Here is a 22,232-nt window from a genome sequence, read left to right as displayed (position 1 = left end):
ATGACTTTTCCCGATATAATTATGATGAGGTGATCGTTTTGAATATAAGAACCGCAACATTAGAAGATTTACAGGCCGTTACGGCCGTTGAAGCGACCTGCTTTCCGCCGGCTGAAGCGGCAACGGAAGCAGATTTTCGGGACCGCCTGACCCATTATGGCAATCATTTTTGGCTGCTGTTTGATGAAAAGGGGCAGCTCTTGTCCTTCGTCGACGGCATGGTGACCGATGAACCGGATTTGACCGATGAGATGTACGCTCATGCCTCGCTTCATAATGAACGCGGTGCCTGGCAGATGATATTTGGTGTCAATACGGTTCCTTCCTGCCGCCGTCAAGGCTATGCCGGGACATTACTGCAGGCTGCCATTGATGCGGCTCGGCAGCAGAAGCGAAAGGGGCTGGTACTGACTTGTAAAGATAAACTGGTCCACTACTACGCCTCCTTCGGGTTCGTCGATGAGGGCGTGAGCGATAAATCGGTCCACGGCGGTGTCGTCTGGCATCAGATGCGGCTTACCTTCTGATATCGATAATAGCCTAATAGCACGGCCGTCTCATGCGATAAAAATCTTGCATGGGACGGCCTTTTTGGATGCCTAAACTGCATATAAAATTAACATATGAACACTTGAACATATATTGGTTTAATGCTATCATTAATCATATAAAGAGTGTTTTTCAAAAGGGGGCTGTATTATGGCAGAGAAAACGTTACATGAAGACGACTGCACTTGCTGCGGTCATCATCACCATCACGATCATCACGATCATCACGATCATCACATGGAAGAAGCAGGACAGTGCAGTTGCTGCGACGGTGAGGCAGTCGTAAGCCTTTCCTCGATTGGCACCTGCAGCTGCTGCCACGATGAAGACGTGGAAGAGGAAGAAGGGGGCGCCTTGTGGACCCTGGTCGTCGGCACACTTGTCTTTTTAATTACTTATTTGACCGACCTTGTTCCCGAAGCTTTTTCCCTTCCGGCTTATATCGTCGCTTATTTACTTCTCGGGTATTGTGTGCTTCGTGAAGCGGCTGAAAACATCCTGAAGCGTCAGCCCTTCGATGAAAACTTCCTCATGGCCGTAGCGACTATCGGGGCCTTTGCCATTGGCGACTATCCCGAAGCCGTTGCCGTCATGCTCTTCAGCCGTGTCGGCGAAGCCCTTGAAGAACGGGCCGTAAACCGCAGCCGTAAACAGGTTGCCGCGGCTATCGATATGCGTCCTGACGTCATTCACCGCCTGATGGAAGATGGCAGTACCGTCGAAGTCCCGGCCCGCGATGCCGTCATTGGCGACGTCGCCGTCGTCCGCGTCGGCGACCGCATTCCCTTAGATGGCGTCGTCGTTTCCGGCGACAGCCTTCTCGATACGTCGGCCCTGACCGGGGAACCCGTTCCCGTGGCCTGCCATGAAGGCTCGGAAGTCATGTCCGGCAGCATCAACACGACGGGCGTCCTCCACGTCAAGGTTACCAAACCGCTGGCCGAATCGATGGTCACCAAAATCTTGGAATCTGTCGAAAAAGCGGCGGCCCGTAAACCGAAAATCGACCGCTTCATCACCCGTTTTTCCCGCATTTATACGCCGGCCGTCGTCGCCATCGCGGCTGCGACAGCCATCATCCCGTCTCTGGTAACGGGCCAGTGGCATTACTGGATCTATACGGCCCTGACCTTCCTGGTCATCAGCTGCCCCTGCGCCCTGGTCCTCAGCGTGCCCCTCAGTTTCTTTGCCGGCATCGGTGCGGCATCGAAGCAGGGCATCTTGTTTAAAGGCGGCATCGCCGTCGAACAGCTCAAAAATATCGGCGCCGTCGTCTTCGATAAGACCGGTACCATTACCAAGGGCAACTTCGTCGTCCATGAAGTTCGTCCTGCCGACGGCCGTCGTGAAGAAGACGTCTTCCGCCTCTGCGCTTCAGTGGAACAGGCCTCGAACCATCCCATTGCCCGCAGCGTCGTCGAAGCGTCGGAACAACGGGGATTGACCTTAGGAACGCCTTCTAAGGTTGAAGAAATTGCCGGCCATGGTCTGAAAGCTATTGTCGAAGGCCATGACGTCCTCTGCGGCAATCAAAAGCTCATGGACCGCCATCAGCTTGCCCTTCCTTCGCTGGAAGCGGCTGAATACGGTGCCGAATTGTTCATTGCCGTCGACGGTCAGTATGCCGGACGAATCGTCATTTCCGACACGCTGAAAGAAGACGCTGTCGATGCCATCAAGGCCATTTCCAGCTTGGGGATTACGACGGCCATGCTTACCGGCGATTCGCAGCAGGCTGCCGATTACATCGCTTCTAAGACGGGAATCGATGACGTTCGGGCTAAACTCCTGCCTCAGGATAAGGTCCGTCAACTGGATGAACTTCGCAAACAATACGGCTCGGTCATGTTCGTCGGTGACGGCATCAACGATGCACCGGTCCTGGCCGGTGCCGATGTCGGCGCGGCTATGAACAGCGGTGCCGATGCGGCCGTAGAAGCGGCTGACGTCGTCTTCATGCACTCTAAGGTCAGCGCCGTTCCCAAGGCACTCCATCTTTCCAAAGAAACGATGAAGATTGCGAAACAGAACGTCGTCTTTGCCTTAGGCGTCAAGGGCCTGGTCATGGTTGCCGGCTTTGCCGGGTTTGCCTCCATGTGGGGTGCCGTCTTTGCCGATTCCGGCGTTGCCGCCTTGTGCGTCCTCAATTCGGTTCGCATGCTCTATAACAAATAATAGCTCGAGCCTACATTTGATCCGTAGATCGTAAAAAAGCCCGGCGAAGGGATTTCCTTCGCCGGGCTTTTGGCGTTTATATGATTTATTTTGTTACGGGCTTTTTATCGCGTAAACTGCAGGGGAACCGTCGATACGACGACGTCTATGTAAGGCAGGGTACGCAGCCTCAGGAGCCAGCCGCTCTGGTTGTGGAGCAGGCGGTGCCATAATTTTTTTGTTTCAAATTCCGGAATGAGGACGGTAATCGTATCTTTCGGTGCCGTCTCTTTTCGCATTTCCTGGATGAAGGTGATGAGCGGGTCGGTCAGCTGCCGGTAAGGCGACTGAAGCATGATCAGTTCGATATCCGGTTCCAGTTTCTGCCACAGGTTTTTGATCTTTTTGCCGCGCTCTTCGTCACTGTAGACGTGGACGGCGTAGATCTTGTCTTCCGGGCCGCTGATGATTTTCGCGTAGCGAATGGCTCGGGCCACGGCCTGGGTCGGCGAGGCAATCGGGATGACGATCATATTGTGGCCTAAGTCGGTCGTCATGACCTTGGTATATTCTTCCGGCGTCAGCAGCAGCTGTTCGCGGACGTCGTCATAGTGGTGGTGAATCTTAAGGAACATATAGACCAGGGTCGGGATGAGGAGGACGATGATCCAGGCTCCGTAAATAAACTTAGTGATGAGGACGATGACGACGACGCAGGCCGTGACCAGAGCGCCGAAGCCATTGATGCCGGCAAAGAGGCGCCAGTTCCGTTCACGGCATTGTCTCCAATGGACGACCATGGCTGATTGGGCGATGGTAAAGGAGAGGAATACGCCGATGGCATAAAGGGAGATCAGGTGCTCGATATTGCCCTGGAAGAGGACAATCAATATGCCGGCCATGATGGTCAGGGCTTCGATGCCGTTGGAATAGCTCAATCGTTCACCGCGGTTGGCAAAGTAGCGGGGCACGTAGCCGTCGACGGCCATGAAAGAGAGGAGCGGCGGCAGGCCGTTGTAAGCCGTATTGGCGGCAATGTAGAGGATGACCATCATCAGGATTTGGATGATGTAGTAGATCAAGGTACGGCTGAAGATATCTTCGACGAGGAGGGACAACAAGGTGTAACCCTGGGTCGGCAAGAGGTGAAGGTAGACGATGAGGTAGCCGAGGCCGCCGAGCATCGTTGCCAGGATACAGGCCATGATGGCCGTCGTTTCAATGGCATTTTTCTGCTGCGGTGCCTTGAACATAGTGACGCCATTGGCAATGGCTTCGACACCGGTCATGGAGCTACAGCCGTTGGCAAAGGCTCGAAGGACGATGAGAATCAAGGCTGCCTGATTCAAAGGAGCCACTGTTTCAACGGCAACGGTATGGGCCGTGAGGGTTCCGTTCCAAATCTGATAGAAGCCGCCGACCAGGGTGATCCCCATGGCGGCTAAGAAGAAGTACGTCGGCCAGACGAAGAAGGTCGATGCTTCCCTTGTACCGCGCAGGTTGACGATCATCATCAGGATGAGGACGCCAAGGTCGATGTAGACGTGATAGGGATGCAGGACCGGGAAGGCACTGACCAGGGCGGCTGTCCCTGAAGAAATGGAAACGGCCACGGTCAGGATATAATCGGCCAGGAGGGCCGCCCCTGCGGTCAGGGCCGGATAGACGCCGAGGTATTTCATGGCGATGCCGTAAGAACCGCCGCCGCCCGGATTGACGCGGACGACCTGGGTATAGGACAAGGCAACGATGAATAATAAGGCGATAATAGCTAAGACGATAGGTCCGAAATAACGGTATGTCGCTAAGGTCGGCACCGACGCCAGGACGATGGCAATCTGTTCCGGCCCGTATCCGACGGATGACAGGGCATCCGATGAAAAGATAGGCAGGGCCTTCCATTTTGGCATCTGTTCGGCTTCAAGCTTGGTGTTTTCCAAAGGCTTGCCGATGAGGTGGCGACTAATCGTTTTAAATAGCATGATAGCCTCCTTTTTTTATTTGTAAGAAACTGCATTTTGTTAAATACAGCTTAGTATAATACCTCTTCATACTCCTGTCAACTGAGGTTTTTCTCCGTTATGCATGTTGACCATAAGACGGCAAAACAATAAGCAAAAGGCATCCTTCGATGCGGATGCAAGTCAAAGGATGCCTTTTTTGCTAAGGAGGAGATCGTATTATTTAGAGGCGATGAGAGCTTCTAATTTAGCGAGTCGTGCGTTGAGATCCTGGTTTTGGCTTTCCAGGGTTTCAATCTTCTGATTTTGGTCGGTCAACTGTTTATCCTGAGATTCCAGTTTGACGGCCATTTCAGATTTGCTCATATGAGCGTAAGGCGAAGAAGAGCCAATCTTGAAGGAAACGCCGGCGCTGTACATGTTGTCGTTGTTTCCGACGGTGGCTGCGAAGTTTACCATCGTGTCTTCGTTTGGACGATAGAAGGCGCCGACAGCGGCAGCGTGTTCGCTCTTGTAGGAACCGAAACCGACAGCGAAGGAACCTTTGTCATCAGGATCGTAATCCAGTGGATGGAGGGATGCCAAGGCTGCGGCACCGGCACCGACGCGGTTGACGTCGCGGCCGATCTGGTTGATGCGGCCATTCATTTCGTTCATGCCGTTACCGATATTGTCAATCGTCCGGTCGAACTGACCTTTATTGATGGCATCGCTGGCACTTTGTGCGTCACCGACGTTATGGATGACGTTGCCGCCCATGTTGACGCTGCCATCCTGGATGGTAATATTTTTCGTCGAATCGGAATTGGTGACCGTCAGGCCGTTGTTGTTGATCGTCGTATTGCCTGTATGGATGGAGTCACCGGTAATGACCGTCTTGTTGTCGCCAGTACCGACGGTGATGCTGTTGGTGATATTAGCCGTTTCACTGTTCAGTTCTTTCGTCGTTACCGAATTGAGGCCCGTTAAGTCTTTTGACAACTTGATGTCGAAGCCGTTCTTAGCGCTGTTGGCAACAACGCCAATATTGTTATCGGACAGGTTATTGACGTCGGCACCGCCGGTAAGATTCATGGTTTCACCGAGTTTGACGCTGACTTTATTGGTCGAATCGTCACCAGCAAAGTCGCGAGTGCCGGTACCGATGACACTAATCGTATCGCTGATATTTTTGATCGTATCGGATACATTTTTGAGCTGACCTTCCGTAGCGGCCCGGTCGGCGACGTAGCCATTCGTGTCCGGATTCCATGTCGTATTATCGAGACCGGTAAGGTAGCTGCCCGTTTCGGACTTAACGACTGTGCCGTCGGCTTTTGCAGCATCGACGGTCTGATTGCCGAGGGTGATGCCGCTGCCCGTCGTAATCTGGCCTTTAGAGCCATCGACGACGACCTGATTGGTATCGCTGCCGGCCGTAACCGTAGCAGCATCGCCGTTAATGTTTACCTGTTTAGCAGCATCGGTTTTATCACCTAAGGTGATGTCATTCTTCAAGGAAACCGTCGTACCACTGCCATCTGCGTTTTGGCTGACGCTGATGTTGTCGCCGGCGATGACTTTATTGGCGTTTACCGTGTTGGTGATGCCGCTGGCAACGGCCTGCAGCTGATCTTCCGTTGCCGCACGACCGCTGACGATGTTGTTCGCATCCCATGTCGTATTGCTCAGGCCGGTAATGCTGTTGATACCGGTCAAATCCTTGGACAATTTAACGGTCAAGCCGCCGTTTGCATCGGCGACGACACCGATATTTTTATCGCTCAGATTTGTCATGTCGGCACCGCCGGTAATGGACAAGGTTTCGTTCAGCTTCTTAGCAACGGAGCCAGTATCACCGGAGAATTTCAAACCGTCATCGAGGGTGGCGACTTGGTGTTCATTGCCGTCTTCATCGGTGTAAACGATGCGGGTAAGGCTTTCGCCGTCAAGGCCGTTGGCTCCGTCTTTGACGGTGAGGTCAGCGTAGGCGTTCTTTCCGTCTGCACCCTTCGGTCCGACAATGCCGATACTGCCAGGCGTGCCGTCTGCACCGTCGGCACCTTTTTCGCCAATAGTGACATTGTTGCTCAACTTCAGATCATACGTCTTCTGGCCGTCTGTTTCGGTCAGGCCGAGTTTCAAGTTGCCCGTGCCGACGTATTCGCCGGCTTTTGCTTCCGTGCCGTCTACGGTAATCGTCGTGTGCTTCCCGTTTACAGAGGCTGTAGCATCGGAGATAGCCTGGGTTAATTGACCTTTGTTAACGGCGTCGGTATCCTTGACGCCGGCTGCGACGTTGGTAATCGTCTGTCCGCCGTTGTCGAGGCCGCTTCCTGATAAGTTAACCGTGGATGTGGTTGGACTGTCGACAGCTGTTACCGTCGTACCGTCGGTCTTGATATAAGTACCGCTCGTAGCGTCATAGGTGGCATCGCTCAAGTCGGAATACCATTTGCCGTCCTGGCCTTGTACCAAGGTATTGTCGTCAGCGTCTTTGGCGCCGATAAGGGTAATGCTGCCGTCAGCCAGGTTAAGGTCCTTGGCTAATTTAACCGTCAGGCCGCTGGCTGCATCAGCGACGACGCCGATGTTGTTGTCGCTCAGTCTGGTCATATCGGCACCGCCGGTAATGGGGAGGGTTTCGTTCAATTTCTTGGCGACGGTTACGTTTGCTGTATCGCCGGTAAATTTCAAGCCGTCATCGAGGGTTGCGACTTGATGTTCCGTTCCATCTTCATCGGTGTAAACGATACGAGTAATATTTTCGCCGTTAAGGCCATTGGCCCCATCTTTAACGGAGATATCGGCATAGGCATTTTTGCCGTCTGCACCCTTCGGGCCGACGATGCCGATACTGCCTGGTGTACCGTCTGTACCATCAGCGCCATCGGCTCCTTTTTCACCAATGACGAGGCTGTTGCTCAGTTTTAAGTCGTACGTTTTCTGACCGTCTACGTCCTTTACGGCCATGGTCAGGTTGTTGTCGCCGACATAGTCGCCGAGTTCACCGTTTTCTCCAGCTGTCGGAGCTTTTCCGTCTACGGTAATGGCAGTGTGATTATTGGCAATGGTGGCTACCTGTTTCAACTGGGCAACGTTGACGGCATCAGTGTCAGCCGTACCGGCAGCCAGGTTGGTGATTTGGCGGGTAACGGCTTCGTTACTATCTGCAGTACCATAGCCTAAGCTAACGGCAGCAGCTGTCGCCTTATAGGTGGACAGGGCACTATCTTTGCGGAGAACGGCAGCGGCAATGCCTGTATGTTCATTTTCAAAGGCCTTCAAGGCAGCGATGGCTGCTTTTTTACCGTCCGATAAGCTGGTGAGTGTGGCCAGGTCGGAAGCTCTATCGGCTTCCGTGGCGTAGGTCGTACTGTTCATTTTAGCAGCCTGTTTATCATAGGCCATGACGGCCTTTTCATAGGCTGATTCTATCGTTTTGTAGTCATTATAGACGTCTTCGCCATACTGATTATAGAAGTTGGTAACGGCAGAGACGACACTGGCGTCGCCTGTCTTGTTGGCCAGTGCCATATCGTTTGCCATCGAGTCCGTAGCCGCTGTTGTAGCGTACACGTTCTTGACAATGTCTGTCGTGTCTTTGAGAGGAACGTAGCCATAGATGCCGTAACCACGAGTGGCATAGGAACTATCCCCTAAGGCGACGCCGTCAGCGCGGAGGTAAGAGTAGGTGCTTTCTGCCGTAGAAGCGCCTTTCCCGATGGCTGTACCGCCGTACATAGCATTGGCTCCGGCACCAACGGCAACGCCGCCGTGATCTGATTTTGTATTGGCGCCAAGGGATGTCCCGACAAGAGCGGAGGAAAAGTTGCCGATGGCCGTTGACGTGTAGGAGAGGGTCGGGTCATTTTTGGTGGTAAGGTCGATATTAAAAATCCCGCCGCTGGCTTCCCGGCCCATAACGACGGCGCCGGCACTTCTTGAATCCTTACCGACGAGGGTGGCCCAACTGGTACCGTAGCCGTTCTGACCGATGACGGTACTCCCTGCCAGGGCCTTATTATTGTAGCCGACGGCGACGGACCCGTTGTTGGCATTATTATTTCGTCCGACAGCTGTACTATTCGTATTGATCGCGTAATTGTCATCGCCGATGACCAGGGCCCCATTATAAACCTTGTTGTCAAAGCCGATGGCTACCGTATCGGCCGTGGTGGAACTGGATGATACTTTATTCGGGTGATCCGTGCCCGATGTTAAATCCATTGTAACGGGATCGGCGGCTGAGACCGATAAGGTACCGCAGAGTGCTAATACGGTTAAGACTGTACTTAGAGCAGCCTTTTTTTGAGCCAATTTTTTTGCTTTTTTCATAATCAAACTTCCTCCTTAGCGATTCCTGATGGGATAATTCCAGTCCAATTTGTTTTAAGTAAATGCGACACATTTAATCCAAAATAAGACGTTAAATAAGATTAAAAAAATCCTGTTTAACGGGAAAAATAAATGAACCGGCAATATGCAAGCCCAAGGAATATTAAGTGTATTTTTGCTATGCACTTTTCATGGAGTATAATACTCCTATTTATGACAAAATGCAACTATTTATAACGATTTTTATTTAAATATATCATTATTATATTTGTAAACAAATGTTTTGTAGGAAATATTCCTACAAACTTTAAATATCGATAAACAGCTTAACCACGCCGATAACAATTGGTTCTGGGATCCGTAAAATAAGCAAATTGTAAGAAAAATTCCTACAAGCAATACGTTGTTAGAATCATGAACGGGATTGTGATAAATGGGCTGAATATGACGAAGATATGATAATGAATGAAAAAGACATCCTTTAATATGATAATCATATCAAAGGATGTCTCGGTTATAGGTAGGATAAGTTATTATTTAGAGGCAACGAGGGCTTCTAATTTAGCCAATCGTTCGTTGAGTTCCTGGTTCTGGCTTTCGATCTTTTGATTCTGAGCCGTCAATTCTTCCAGTTTGACTGCCATTTCAGACTTGCTCATATTAGTGTAAGGAGAGGACGAGCCAATCTTGAAGGAAACGCCGGCACTGTACATATCATCACTGTTTCCGATGGTTGCGGCAAGGTTTACCATGACGTCTTCGTTAGGACGATAGAAGGCACCGAGGGCAGCAGCGTGTTCGCTCTTATAGGAACCGAAGCCGACGGCGAAGGATGCTTTATCATCGGGATCAAAATCCAAGGGATGGAGGGAGGCTAAGGCAGCGGCTCCGGCGCCGACGCGTTTGACGTTGCGGTCAACCTGACCGATACGGCTGCTCATGTCGCTCATGCCGCTGTTGAGGGTGCTAATCGTCCGGTCGAACTGACCTTTGTTGATGGCGTCGCCGGCATTCTGAGCTTCACCAACGTTGTGGATGGTGTTGCCACCCATGTTGATGTTGTCATTCTGGATGGTAATGTTTTTCGACGAGTCTTCGTTTACAACTGTAAGGCCGTTGTTGTTGATTGTCGTATTGCCCGTGCGAATGGAGTCGCCGGTAATGACCGTCTTGTTGTCGCCGGTACCGACAGTGATGCTGGTGTTGAATTCTGCCGTATTGAGGCCTTTTAAGTCCTTGGACAATTTGATGGAAACGCCATTTTCCCCTTTTTTTACGACACCGATATTGTCGTCAGACAGGTTATTTGTAGCAGCGCCGCCGGTGATTTCCATGGTTTCACCGACTTTGACGCTGACCTTATTCTGGTCATCGCCGGCAAAGTCACGATTGCCGTTGACGACTTTGTCAGTTAGTTCTTTGACCGTATTGGCAATGCCATCGGCATAAGTCTTTACCTGTTTCAGCTGGGCGACGTTGACGGCATCGGTGTCAGCTGTACCGGCGGCCAGGTTGGTGAGTTGTCGAGTAATCGCTCTTGTCAGAACGGACCCATCGGCGCCTATGACGGCTGCTCGGCCGATGCTGACGGCACTGCCGTTAGCCTTGAAGGGCGACAGGGTATGTTCTTTGAGGCGGACAGCATTTCTGAGGCTGACGCCATCATGGGTGTTTGCTTTTTCAAAATCCGTCAAAGTATTTCCCGCATCTGTGAGCTTTTTGCGTAAATTCTCTAACTCATTGTAGTCTTTTAGGCGGTCGGCTTCAGACGCATAGGTTGTCTCTTCCATGGCAACTTTTTTCTTATTATAAGCGATGTCTGCTTTGTCATAGTCTGCTGCCAGAGACTGCCACTGTTTATAGGTAGCTTCGCCGTATGTATCGTAGAAGTTCTGTACCGCTGTAAGGACAGAGTCGCCCATCTGCTTTGCTAAGGCAAGATCATTGGCCATTGAATCTTCTGTATTTAAGGTGGCAGCCATATCGCTGAGGGGGGCGTATCCATAGGCACCGTAACTGCGGTCGGCATAGGCACCGTCGCCGAGGGCAACACCGTCGGCATGCAGGATAGAGTAGGTGTTTTCCGCTATTGAAGCGCTGCTGCCGAGGGCCGTGCCGCCGTACAAGGCGCTGGTCTCGTTGCCTAGGGCGAGCCCTTCAAGATTTGATTTAGTCTTAAAGCCAATCGAGGTCCCGTTTAAGGATACAGCACCATTGCCGATAGCGGTGGTAAAGGTTACCATAGTTGCGGTATTGGGCTTATCAGAAATCTGGAAAGCGCCGGATCTGGCACCATCCCCAATTGCAATGCCACCGGCAGATTTAGAATTGAGGCCGAGAACCGTTGCATAAGAGGACCCATAGTTATTGAAGCCAAAGACGGCACTGCCGCCGATGCCGGTGTTACTGTGGCCGGCGACGACGGAATTGTTGTTGGCGGTATTGTTTCGACCGATTGCCGTAGCCAGATGAATGGAGGCCGCATTGCTTACGGTATTGTTGGAACCGATGGCTAAGCCGCCATCCCATACGGTATTATCAAAACCAATGGCGATGGTGTCCTTTTTGGAGTTGCCGTTATTGGTTACGCTGTTCTTGTGTGTCGTGTCGGACGTCGTTAAATCCAGCAGAGCGGGATCGGTAGTGGCAGCTGATACCGACAGGGTTCCACAGATAGCCAATACGGCGAAGACGGCTCTCAGGGCAGTTTTTCTTTGGTAGATTGATTTTTTCATCAACGTACTCCTCCTTGGTGAGTTCGGAATGCGGAGACTATCCATTCATGTAAGTTTTTTCGAGGGTATAGGTCAAAGATTGACGGATATATGATAAAAAATATCCGTATTTTCTGTAAACAAAAATCAGCAGGACTCACGAGTGGGAGGGCTGTTGATAAAAAATATCGAGATTCATGCAGCGAAAAAACTTAAGCGATGGGTAATATACGCATCTCAGTTTATATTTTTTTTATTTAACACAAAAAGACGTGTCAAATCTGTTACAGTAATAATACACCAACACGTTTAAAAATTCAAGAGTAATTCTTAAAATATGTATTTAATATGTATATTACATAACGATTTAAGCGTTTGATATCCCTGAATTTTAAGCCATATTATAAGCTTCATTTATCGAATAAAAGGCAATCATTAGAGTCTGATAAACTTTTTGTGATTATATTTATTTACATATATCGAAGTAACGATATATTGATAAAATGAAATTATTTTAAAATTATTTGTTTTATACAAAGGCGCATCAGCGATATAATTTTTATGAGGGACGATGATTCATCTATCAATCTCCGTGCAAACAAGGCGACAAAAAAGGACTCACGACATGTCGTGAGTCCTTTTTATATCATGGAGCGGATGAAGGGGATCGAACCCTCGTACCAAGCTTGGGAAGCTCGTATTCTACCACTGAATTACACCCGCACATATTAAGTTACTATATCAGTTTAACAGTAAAGTCCCTTTTTGTAAAGCGTTGATTTTAGTTTCCCTAGATTGATCCGTCTAGCTTTTAATTTCCTGTGGCGATAAATTTTATTTTTCTGTTGGATTTACAACCGCCTAAACAATACCGATTGGGTATACTAAAGCCATGAAAAGGAGGGAGTACCATGAATGAACGAAAAGGTGTTGTTTTTTCTATCCATGAAGATAATTTGCCGGTAGAAGGCTGTACGATTTCTAAGGAAGTCGTCAATGAGCCCGACTATCATCTGTTTTACTTTTCTTTGGCCGCTCATACGGATATCAGTCCTGAAACGTATCAGAAAGCCAAGGTCATTTATGTTCTTTCCGGAAGCCTGTCTCTGTATGGGGAGGTCGGTGATCGGGAAGTCCCTTCCGGGCAGGTCGTGGCTGTACCGGCTGGTAAAGCCGTCGGTATGAGAAGCCGTGATGGTGCCGTCTATGTTGAAATTACGATTGAGGAGGAATCTCTTATGAATATCGATACTGGAAAACTCTTTTCCCTGGCTGAACTCGTTCCCTGCCAGGAAGGTAAAATTATTAATCGCGACATCATCCAGTCGCCGAAGATGAAATTCGTCGTCATGAGCTTTGGCGCCGGTACCGGTCTTTCGGAACACGCTGCACCTGGCGAAGCCCTTGTTTTTGCCCTTGAAGGTAAGGCTGTCATTCAATATGAAGGTCAGGATTTCCCCATTAAGGCCGGTGAAAACTTTGCCTTTTCCAAGAACGGCCGCCACGCCGTTACGGCCGATGGTCCGTTTAAAATGGCATTGCTTTTGACATTAGACTAAAATTTCAGTAAAAAAACTGTCAGCCCCCTTAAAAATCTGTTATAATGAAACTAACTGATTTGGCTTCGTTATTTCTTTAAGGGGGTTCATGTATGAAAACGTTAGATGAATTATATCAGCAAATGCTTAAACGCGCTGCTGATGGTAAACCTATTGGTGTTGAAGGGGAACCGAGATTGATCGACTGTTTAGCTCATCCCGATGACCATCCGCTGGTTTGGCGGGTTAAGCCCTGCCTCTGCCCTCCTGATGAACCGCACAGCTGTGAAGAAGCGTGCGATTGGGGCGCTATTAAACGCGGTCCTGAAGGCGTTGAAGTCGATGACAGCCAGTGCGTCGGCTGCCAGGCCTGTGTCGATGCCTGCAAGCTCGACAACTTGAAGACCCGCAAGGACATCATTCCCGTCGTTCAGGAGCTTCGCGAATACGACGGCCCGATTTATGCCATGGTTGCACCGGCCGTCGCCGGCCAGTTCGGTCCTGACGTTACCATGGGTAAACTGCGCACGGCTTTTAAACGGTTAGGCTTTACGGGTATGCTGGAAGTCGCTGTTTTTGCTGACATCCTGACTTTGAAAGAAGCCTTGGAATTCGACCGCAACATCCAGAGTGAAGATCAGTTCCAGCTGACCAGCTGCTGCTGCCCGATGTGGATTGCCATGATTAAAAAGCTCTATCACCAGTTGCTGCCGAACGTTCCCGGCTCGGTATCGCCGATGATTGCTGGCGGCCGCACGGTAAAGGCCCTTCATCCTAAGGCTAAGACCGTCTTTATCGGCCCGTGCCTGGCTAAAAAAGCCGAACGGAATGAACCGGATTTGGTCGGCGCCGTTGACCACGTCTTAACCTATCAGGAAGTAAAAGATTTATTCTCCGTAACTGACATCGACTTGGCGTCCCTTCCGGAAGACAACGTACCGCACGCTTCCGAAGCCGGTATCAGCTATGCCTATGCAGGCGGCGTTGCCGAAGCCGTTACGACGACGGTACATCAGCTCGATCCGGACCGCAAGGTCGATATCAAGACCCGTAAGGCCGATGGTGTTCCGGCTTGTAAAGCTATGATCAACGACATTTTGGAAGGCAACCGCGACGGTAACTTCTTTGAAGGCATGGGCTGCATCGGCGGCTGCGTCGGCGGTCCTCGCGCCATCATCAAGAAAGAAGAAGGCAAAGCCAACGTACAGGCTTATGGTAAACAGGCCTTCTCTCGCACGCCGATGGAAAACCCCTATGTCATCGAACTCTTGAAGAAACTCGGGTTCCCGACGGTTGAAGAATTCTTGGAAAACAGCCATCTGTATGACCGGCATTTTGACTGAGAAATCGCAGGTTTTACTGAAGAACAGAATACATTGCAAATGAAAAAATTGCCGTCATGGTGACGGCAATTTTTTTTTGGCTAAAATCAAAAGCTTCGGCTTTCTTTTAAGGCGGTGTATTGTTCTAAGAGATTCGTCTTTTCCGGGCTTTGGTAGGTATAATCCGGATTTTCGGCTTTAGCCTTTTCCACGGCGGCTTTAAAGTCGTAATAGACCTGCCATTTCGATTCGACCAGGTCGTGGCCGGTCTGGCGCAGGAGAAAGGCCGGGTGATACGTCGGCATGACGGGGTAGCCACGCCAGGTGAACCACTTGCCGCGATTGCGCATGATGCTGGCGGCCTTGCCATAGAAGTACTGGAAGGCGACTTTTCCCAAACAGACGATGACCTTTGGCTGAACCAGGTCGATTTCTTTGACTAAGTGGATATCGGCACAGTGACGGCCTTCATCTAAGGTCGGTGTGCGATTGTTTTTGGGCCGGCATTTTACGATATTGGTGACGTAGACCCGGTCCCGAGTCAATCCGACGCTCCACAGGGCCTTGTCGAGGAGCTGCCCCGACGGTCCGACGAGGGGAACGCCGTATTCATCTTCCACACCGCCAGGTCCTTCGCCGACGAACATCAAGGGCGACGTGATATTTCCGGTATACCGAGTCGGACCTCGGTTGCCTTCTTGTCGTAGATGACAGGCCTGGCAAGTCATCAGGTTTTCTAACCAGTCCTTCATCGTTTGATCCTGTTCCATGATACCCCTTCTTTGCGCATTAAAGTAATTTAACTATAACAAGGGAGTCGGAGATTTGCAAGGAATTGTTATTTTTCCGTTCATCAACTATAATATATTTATATTTATACTATGCGGTTACAGTCAAACGAGATGGCTGTTTACCCGTCCTGAAAGGGGTTGAAATTATGCGAATTTCACTGATTCAATTTTCGGTCGTCCCCGGCGACCGGGACGCAAACTTTGAACAAGCACGTCGCCATGTACAGACGGCTGCTTCAGACGGTGCCGATGTGGCCGTCTTGTCGGAATTATGGGATACGTCTTTTTATCCTTCCGACATCCGTGAAAAGGCCGATGAAGAAGGTGCTCTGGCCCGTGCTTTTTTACAGGATTTGGCCAAAGAATATCATATCCATCTGGTCGGGGGTTCCATTGCCCGCCGTCATGAAGATGGCATTTATAATACGACCTATATCGTTGACCGTGACGGCGCCCTCGTTTCATCGTACGATAAGTGCCATTTGTTTACGCCTGGCAAAGAGGATAAGGCTTTTACGGCCGGAAGGGATCTCAATGTGTTTTCCCTCGATGGGGTAACCATGGCCTCGATTATCTGCTATGACGTCCGTTTTAGCGAATGGGTTCGTATGGCGGCCTTAGCTGGTGCCAAGGTACTCTTCGTACCGGCGGCCTGGCCGGAAGAACGGCTGGAACACTGGAGACTCCTCAATCGGGCCCGGGCGATTGAAAACCAGTTTTTCGTCGCCGCGGTCAATAGCTGCGGCACCTGCGGCCGTTTAACGTTTGGCGGTCATTCTCTGTTGGCCGATCCCCAGGGGAATGTTTTGATCGAAGGCGGCAGTGACGATGCCGTCCTTACGGAAACGATCGATTTGTCTGTCGTCGATGATATCCGCAGCCGTATCAATGTCTTCCGCGATCGGCGGCCGGAGTTATACCATTTGTAGAAGGGAAGCGATTTTTTGGAAGGCGTACTTCATGGGTTAGAGGGAATTTTTGAGGTTTTATTTATCATTGCCATTGGCGTTGTGCTGTCAAAAAAAGGGTGGTTCGGCTCGAATATGAGCGCTGTTTTTTCAAAGCTGGTCATGAAGGTCAGCCTGCCCCTGTACATGCTCTGTCAAATGGAAAAGGATTTTACGCATGACTCGTTGATTCGTATTGCACCGGATCTTATACTGCCTTTTGCGTCGATTTTCTTAGCGTATATCGTCGGCCGCCTTGTTGCCAAAGTGCTGCACATCCGTCAAGATCGGCAAGGGGTATTTGTCACCTGCTTTTTCATTGCCAATACGATTTTCATCGGTCTGCCGGTCAACCTGGCCCTCTTTGGAACGCAGAGCGTGCCATCGGTTATGCTCTATTACATGGCTAATACGACGATGTTCTGGACCTTTGGCGTCTATCATATCGTCAATGACAGCCAGGGAGGGAAGGGGAATATGCCCTTATTTTCCATGCAGACCATTAAAAAGGTCTTTTCTCCCCCTCTGATGGCCTTTTTGATCGGCCTGGCTCTTGTCCTGGCCAACATTAAACTGCCTGATTTCCTGCTTACGTCCTTCCAATACGTCGGCAATATGGCGACGCCGTTGTCGCTGCTGGTCATCGGCATTGAAATGGCCGGAATCTCTCTTTCAGATGTTCACTGGGACCGCGACGTCATCGGCGCCCTGGTCGGTCGGTTTCTCGTCTGTCCGGCCTGCGTCCTGGCCCTCCTGCCTTTCATTCCGGTAACGCCTATGTCGGCCCAGGTCTTTACCATGCAGGCCAGCATGCCGGCCATGACCCAGATGACGGTCGTTGCCAAATCCGTCGGTGCCGACGTCCGTTACTCGACGCAGGTTTCCTTTATCACCGTCGTCATGGGTATCGTCATCATCCCTTTGTACATGTTTATCATCGGATAGAAGGAGCTTTTAATCGTCATGAATCTTGTTGCTGCTTTGAAATCGGGACTGGATGTCCATAAGGACCAGGCCTTTCAGTTGAATTATGCCATTGCTAATGATCCGGAACTGTCGGGGGAAGAATTTCACGCCTGTCAGCGCTATGTTGATGCTTGCCGGGCTTTAGGCATGGCTGTAGAAGAAAATTTTACGGGACAGAAGACGGCCTTTCGGGCCGTTGTTTCCCGGTCGCCTAAGGCTGTTCTTAAAATTGCCCTGCTTGCCGAATACGATGCCCTGCCCGGCGTCGGCCACGGCTGCGGTCATTCGGCCAACGGGGCTATGAGTCTGCTCGCCGCTGCCGCCTTAAAAGACTTGAAAGACCTTCCCGTCGACGTCGATCTCATCGGTACGCCTGATGAAGAATTGCGCGGCGGCAAGGTCATCATGTGTGAGCACGGCGTTTTCCATGACTATGACCTGGCGGTCATGGTCCACATATCGCCGACCAAGACCAATGCCAATTCCCATTTCTTAGCTCTTGATGACTATCGCATTGCCTTTCACGGCCAGACGGCCCACGCTGCCGGCGAACCTTGGAATGGGCGAAATGCCCTCAATGGAGCGATGCTGGCCCTCCACGGCATCGATATGCTGCGCCAACATGTCCGACCGGAAACGCGCATCGGTTCGTATATCGTCGACGGCGGAAGGGCTTCGAATGTCGTACCCGACTATGCTGAAGTGGAATGCTGTATTCGCCATAGCGAACGGGCTTATTTGGATACGGTCGTGGAGAAGGTCATGAAGTGCTTTGAAGGGGCGGCTATCGCTACGGAAACGACGTATGACGTCCGTCAAATGGGGGAAAAATTCGACAATATGGTCTGGAATGAAACGGCAACCCAGGCGGCGGAACAAGTTTTGTCCGATATGGGCATCGCCTATGAAGCGCCGAAGGACTGCGGCAGCTCCGATGTCGGCAACGTCAGCCATCAGTGCCCGGCCCTGCACCTTCATCTGGCCCTGGGCGACGTGCCCATGCCGGAACACTCCGTTGAAATCGCCAATGCCGTCAAAGACCCTGCGATTGAACCGATCATCGTCCGCGGTGCGGAAATCATGGGGCGGCTGGCCATTCTCTTGGGCAGCGATGAGACACGCTGTCAGGCCATGATGGATGAATTTAAAGGCCACGTTGCCGTCCGCGTATAACAAATAAGTGAGCCTCGACAGCTATCCCTGGCGTCGGGAACGCAAGAAAGGACCTGCCACTTCCGTGACAGGTCCTTTTTCAGGCTCTCTATTCAGTTTTAGGTATCTTAGAAGACGCCTTGAGCCAGCATTGCATCAGCAACACGTTCGAAACCAGCGATGTTAGCGCCAGCTACGAGGTTGTAGCCAAGACCATTGCGTTCAGCTGCATCTTTACAGTTTTTGTAAATCGTGTTCATGATTTCGTGGAGACGAGCGTCAACTTCTTCTTCCGTCCATACGAGGCGTTCGCTGTTCTGGCTCATTTCCAGGGCCGACGTAGCAACACCGCCTGCGTTAACGGCTTTCGACGGAGCGACGATCATGTCTTTTTGTTCCATCAAGAACTGAAGTGCATCGTTGGTCGTCGGCATGTTGGCGACTTCGATGTAGTAACGTACTTTGTTAGCAGCAATCTGTTTTGCCTGTTCCATGTGAACGTCGTTCTGCATAGCGGACGGCATAACGATGTCGGCTTTGCGGCCCCACGGTTTTTCGCCAGGGAAGAATTCTACGCCAAATTTGTCAGCATAGTCCTGTACGCGGTTACGCCCGCTGTTACGCATTTCGAGGAGGTAGTTGATCTTTTCTTCGGTAACTACGCCATCGGGATCATAGATGTATCCATCAGGACCGGAGAGGGTAACGACTTTAGCGCCGAGTTCAGCAGCTTTTTTGCAGATGCCCCAGGTAACGTTGCCGAAGCCTGCAGCTGCGATCGTTTTGCCTTTGATATCCTGGCCGTCATCGCGGAGGACGTTTTCGAGGTAGTAAACAGCGCCGTAGCCCGTTGCTTCCGGACGAATGAGGGAACCACCATAGCTGAAGCCTTTACCAGTGAGAACGCCGTTTTCGAAGTTGCCTTTCAGGCGGCGATATTCACCGAAGAGGAAGCCGATTTCGCGGCCGCCAACGCCCATGTCGCCAGCCGGTACGTCGATATCGGGACCAATGTAACGATATAATGCCTGCATGTAGCTCTGGCAGAAACGCATGATTTCAGCGTCGGACTTGCCCGTCGGGTCGAAGTCGGAACCGCCTTTACCGCCGCCGATAGGAAGGCCGGTCAAAGCGTTTTTGAAGATCTGTTCAAAGCCCAAGAATTTGATGATGCCGGAGTAAACGTTTTTCTGGAAGCGGAGACCACCTTTGTAGGGCCCGATTGCGCCGTTGAACTGGACGCGGTAGCCGGTGTTGGTGTGGTAGTTGCCATTGTCATCTTCCCAGACAACGCGGAATGTGAATTGCCGTTCAGGTTCGACCAGTCGGCTGATCAGGTCGTACTTTTCATATTCCGGATGTTTTTCGACGACAACATCGAGGGAGCTCAAAACTTCTTCGATCGTCTGGACGAATTCTGGCTCGTTGGCATGTTTGACACGGACGTTTTCAATAACAGATTGCAAATACTTGTTCATAATGTAGTCACCTCATTTAAAATAGTTATACCTAAAACTGATTTCTACGATTACATAATAGCATGTTTTTTCCGTCTTGGAAACACCACAATGCGGAAAATATTTTTTCATTGCGGCATCGAAATGCCGTCATGCGAAAAAAATAATGAAAATTCAAGGGTTTTTAAGGGGGTGAAGAGGGGTTACCGTAGGTCAAAGCATAGCTATGCATTAAAATTAACTGAAACATGATTTTACTTCATGTAATAAGCCGGCTCATACTCATTTTGAAATCGTTGAAAAATCCAAAAAAATCTAGTCACTTTTACGTCGATGATATACAATAAAGGGTAAATGAATCATACAATATATACTATATGGAAAAGAGGGGTACTCGAATGGAGACCTACGATGCGTATTCTGCTCAATATCTGCGGTATCTGGAACTCTTAGCGAAAGACTATCCGACCCAGGCTGCGACCTTTACAGAAATCATTAATTTACAGGCTATCGTCAATTTGCCGAAAGGGACGGAACACTTTATGAGTGACCTTCACGGTGAATACGGGGCTTTTTATCATATCTTGAATAACTGCTCCGGCGTCATCCGGGAAAAGGTAGAGATGATTTTTTCGGATAAGATGGATAAGGCAGAACAGGATAGTTTACTGACTCTCATTTATTACCCGAAGGAAAAACTGAATATGCTCTATCGAGAAGGCCAAGTCACGGGCGAATGGGCCCGGACGACGCTGGAACGGATGATCGACCTGGCCAAACTCCTGTCGTCTAAATATACGCGTTCTAAGGTCCGTAAGGCTACGCCGGAAGCCTTCCGCTTCATCATCGACGAATTGATCCATGCCCAGCCCGACGAAGATCAGAATCAGTTGGTATATCATCGCAAGATCCTCGATACGATTTTAGAGACCGGCAGTACCCGCCAATTCATCTATGCCCTGGCAGCCCTCATTAAGCGTCTGGCCGTCGACCACTTGCACATCATCGGTGATATCTATGACCGCGGGGCCCATGCCGATAAAATCGTCGATACCTTGATGGGGCACCATTCGCTGGACATTCAGTGGGGCAATCACGACGTCCTTTGGATGGGCGCGGCAGCCGGAAACTTTGCCTGCATCGCCAACGTACTGCGCAACAACATCCGTTACCATAATATGGAAATATTAGAAAGTGGTTATGGCATCAGCCTGCGGCCCTTTGCCCTCTTTGCCATGAAGACATATAAGGAAAATGATGGCATCGAACCGATGGTAAAGGCCATCAACGTCATCGTGGCTAAATTGGAAGGACAGACGATTTATCGCCATCCCGACTATAATATGGACGACCGACTGCTGTTCCATAAATTCGATTGGGAAAAAGGCACCGTCGATTTGGACGGCAAGACCTATGAGCTGAAAACGAAAGACTTTCCCACTGTCGATCCCATGGACCCCTACACCTTGTCGCCGGAAGAACACCAATTGATGAACGATATCCAATTGGAATTTCTCGAAAGCGAACGCCTTCAGCGCCATATCCGTTTTCTCTACAGCCACGGGTCTCTGTACCGCTGCATGAATAATAATCTCTTATTCCATGGCGGCCTGCCCCTCAATCCGGACGGCAGCTTTAAAGAAATTTACCTCGAAGGCAAACCGTATAAGGGCAGAGCCTTCATGGATAAGGTCGAGCACCTGATCCGTAAAGCCTATGACCAGCGCGATACGGACAGCCTCGATTACATGTGGTACCTGTGGTGCGGCGCCGATTCGCCGGTGTCGGGCCGTATCGTAAAGACCCTTGAACGGAGCTACATCGTCGATGAGGCTACGTGGAAAGAACCGCAAAATGCTTATTATCACCTCAATCGGGATAAGGATGAATGCATTAAAATCCTCCATGAGTTCGGCATCGATTCGCCTCAGGGGCATATCATCAACGGTCATACGCCGGTCAAGGTCAAGAAGGGCGAAAGTCCGGTCCGGGCCGAAGGCAAGGAAATCTGCATCGACGGCGGTTTCTGCAAGGCCTATCAAGGCTCGACGGGGATTGCCGGCTATACCTTGATCTTCAATTCTCACGGCATCCGCATCAAATCCCACTATCCCTTTGAAGATGTCTATCAGGCCTTGATGAATAATGTCGACATCGACTCGGAATCGACGCAGGTCGAACTGGAACCGAAGCGGGTCATGATCGGCGATACGGATAACGGGAAAAAGCTGCTGCAAATGATCGACGACTTAAAGGCTCTCCTCGAAGCGTATCGTCAGGGCGTAATTTTAGAAAAAACTGTCCAATAAGAAAATATTTAAAGGGGATCTGCATTGACGGAACGGACAGGCCTCGTTATAATGA

At 50.5% G+C, this 22,232-nt stretch carries 13 protein-coding genes and 1 tRNA gene; 8 read left to right on the top strand and 6 right to left on the bottom strand.

The genetic code is table 11. The annotated features are described in order from the left end of the window. Positions 1-38: 38 nt before the first annotated feature. Together HMPREF3201_RS10685 and HMPREF3201_RS10680 are read left to right on the top strand one after the other, a co-directional pair. Positions 39-527 (top strand): GNAT family N-acetyltransferase, encoded by a 489-nt coding sequence (locus HMPREF3201_RS10685; RefSeq protein WP_062413048.1) that lies wholly within the window; start codon positions 39-41, stop codon positions 525-527. A gap of 172 nt (positions 528-699) precedes the next feature. Then, positions 700-2,724 (top strand): heavy metal translocating P-type ATPase, encoded by a 2,025-nt coding sequence (locus HMPREF3201_RS10680; protein ID WP_062413047.1) that lies wholly within the window; start codon positions 700-702, stop codon positions 2,722-2,724. Positions 2,725-2,828: 104 nt separating this feature from the next. On the opposite strand, the gene HMPREF3201_RS10675 is transcribed toward HMPREF3201_RS10680, so the two are convergent. The 4 genes from HMPREF3201_RS10675 to HMPREF3201_RS10660 all read right to left on the bottom strand — a co-directional run bounded on the left by HMPREF3201_RS10675 (position 2,829) and on the right by HMPREF3201_RS10660 (position 12,418). Further along, positions 2,829-4,685, bottom strand: a complete 1,857-nt coding sequence (locus tag HMPREF3201_RS10675; protein ID WP_062413046.1) for an APC family permease — start codon at positions 4,683-4,685, stop codon at positions 2,829-2,831. Positions 4,686-4,883: 198 nt separating this feature from the next. Then, positions 4,884-8,981 (bottom strand): YadA-like family protein, encoded by a 4,098-nt coding sequence (locus tag HMPREF3201_RS10670; RefSeq protein ID WP_062413045.1) that lies wholly within the window; start codon positions 8,979-8,981, stop codon positions 4,884-4,886. A gap of 533 nt (positions 8,982-9,514) precedes the next feature. Next, positions 9,515-11,716, bottom strand: a complete 2,202-nt coding sequence (locus tag HMPREF3201_RS10665; protein WP_062413044.1) for a YadA-like family protein — start codon at positions 11,714-11,716, stop codon at positions 9,515-9,517. Positions 11,717-12,344: 628 nt separating this feature from the next. Next, a tRNA-Gly gene (locus HMPREF3201_RS10660) sits at positions 12,345-12,418 on the bottom strand. Between the two features lie 188 nt (positions 12,419-12,606). Between HMPREF3201_RS10660 and HMPREF3201_RS10655 the strand changes: the two genes are divergently transcribed. Together HMPREF3201_RS10655 and HMPREF3201_RS10650 are read left to right on the top strand one after the other, a co-directional pair. Beyond that, positions 12,607-13,254, top strand: coding sequence for a cupin domain-containing protein (locus HMPREF3201_RS10655; protein ID WP_062413043.1), 648 nt, complete (start codon positions 12,607-12,609; stop codon positions 13,252-13,254). 92 nt (positions 13,255-13,346) lie between these two features. Further along, positions 13,347-14,576: a [Fe-Fe] hydrogenase large subunit C-terminal domain-containing protein gene (locus tag HMPREF3201_RS10650; protein ID WP_062413042.1), complete on the top strand. Its 1,230-nt coding sequence runs from the start codon at positions 13,347-13,349 to the stop codon at positions 14,574-14,576. 86 nt (positions 14,577-14,662) lie between these two features. Here HMPREF3201_RS10650 and HMPREF3201_RS10645 read toward each other — a convergent pair whose 3' ends face one another. After that, positions 14,663-15,325, bottom strand: a complete 663-nt coding sequence (locus HMPREF3201_RS10645) for a uracil-DNA glycosylase (protein ID WP_062413041.1) — start codon at positions 15,323-15,325, stop codon at positions 14,663-14,665. Between the two features lie 167 nt (positions 15,326-15,492). On the opposite strand from HMPREF3201_RS10645, the gene HMPREF3201_RS10640 reads away from it, so the two are divergent. The 3 genes from HMPREF3201_RS10640 to HMPREF3201_RS10630 are packed head-to-tail and all read left to right on the top strand — an operon-like array spanning position 15,493 to position 18,432. Next, positions 15,493-16,275 carry a carbon-nitrogen family hydrolase gene (locus tag HMPREF3201_RS10640; RefSeq protein ID WP_062413040.1) on the top strand — a complete coding sequence of 261 codons (783 nt, stop codon included), beginning with the start codon at positions 15,493-15,495 and terminating at the stop codon, positions 16,273-16,275. A 15-nt stretch (positions 16,276-16,290) separates the two neighbouring features. Next, entirely contained in the window at positions 16,291-17,238 is a 948-nt protein-coding gene (locus tag HMPREF3201_RS10635; RefSeq protein WP_062413039.1) for an AEC family transporter, read from the top strand. Between the two features lie 18 nt (positions 17,239-17,256). Beyond that, a complete protein-coding gene (locus tag HMPREF3201_RS10630) occupies positions 17,257-18,432 on the top strand; it encodes an amidohydrolase (RefSeq protein WP_062413038.1) in 1,176 nt (391 codons plus the stop codon). Between the two features lie 107 nt (positions 18,433-18,539). Here the strand turns inward: HMPREF3201_RS10630 and gdhA are convergent, their stop codons facing one another. After that, positions 18,540-19,889, bottom strand: coding sequence for an NADP-specific glutamate dehydrogenase (gene gdhA / locus HMPREF3201_RS10625; RefSeq protein WP_062413037.1), 1,350 nt, complete (start codon positions 19,887-19,889; stop codon positions 18,540-18,542). A 377-nt stretch (positions 19,890-20,266) separates the two neighbouring features. Between gdhA and HMPREF3201_RS10620 the strand changes: the two genes are divergently transcribed. Then, on the top strand, positions 20,267-22,177 hold the full coding sequence (locus HMPREF3201_RS10620; RefSeq protein ID WP_062413036.1) for a fructose-bisphosphatase class III: 1,911 nt from the start codon (positions 20,267-20,269) through the stop codon (positions 22,175-22,177). Positions 22,178-22,232: the final 55 nt, after the last annotated feature.

The sequence above is a fragment of the Megasphaera sp. MJR8396C genome, from assembly GCF_001546855.1.
GTDB lineage: Bacteria > Bacillota > Negativicutes > Veillonellales > Megasphaeraceae > Megasphaera.
This window is presented reverse-complemented; position numbering and strand designations above follow the sequence as displayed.

Coding starts and splice junctions, on each gene's coding strand:
- HMPREF3201_RS10680 (WP_062413047.1), top strand. CDS start 700: ATGGCAGAGAAAACGTTACATGAAGACGACTGCACTTGCTGCGGTCAT.
- gdhA (WP_062413037.1), bottom strand. CDS start 19,889: ATGAACAAGTATTTGCAATCTGTTATTGAAAACGTCCGTGTCAAACAT.
- HMPREF3201_RS10645 (WP_062413041.1), bottom strand. CDS start 15,325: ATGGAACAGGATCAAACGATGAAGGACTGGTTAGAAAACCTGATGACT.
- HMPREF3201_RS10640 (WP_062413040.1), top strand. CDS start 15,493: ATGCGAATTTCACTGATTCAATTTTCGGTCGTCCCCGGCGACCGGGAC.
- HMPREF3201_RS10675 (WP_062413046.1), bottom strand. CDS start 4,685: ATGCTATTTAAAACGATTAGTCGCCACCTCATCGGCAAGCCTTTGGAA.
- HMPREF3201_RS10655 (WP_062413043.1), top strand. CDS start 12,607: ATGAATGAACGAAAAGGTGTTGTTTTTTCTATCCATGAAGATAATTTG.
- HMPREF3201_RS10620 (WP_062413036.1), top strand. CDS start 20,267: ATGGAGACCTACGATGCGTATTCTGCTCAATATCTGCGGTATCTGGAA.
- HMPREF3201_RS10650 (WP_062413042.1), top strand. CDS start 13,347: ATGAAAACGTTAGATGAATTATATCAGCAAATGCTTAAACGCGCTGCT.
- HMPREF3201_RS10665 (WP_062413044.1), bottom strand. CDS start 11,716: ATGAAAAAATCAATCTACCAAAGAAAAACTGCCCTGAGAGCCGTCTTC.
- HMPREF3201_RS10670 (WP_062413045.1), bottom strand. CDS start 8,981: ATGAAAAAAGCAAAAAAATTGGCTCAAAAAAAGGCTGCTCTAAGTACA.
- HMPREF3201_RS10630 (WP_062413038.1), top strand. CDS start 17,257: ATGAATCTTGTTGCTGCTTTGAAATCGGGACTGGATGTCCATAAGGAC.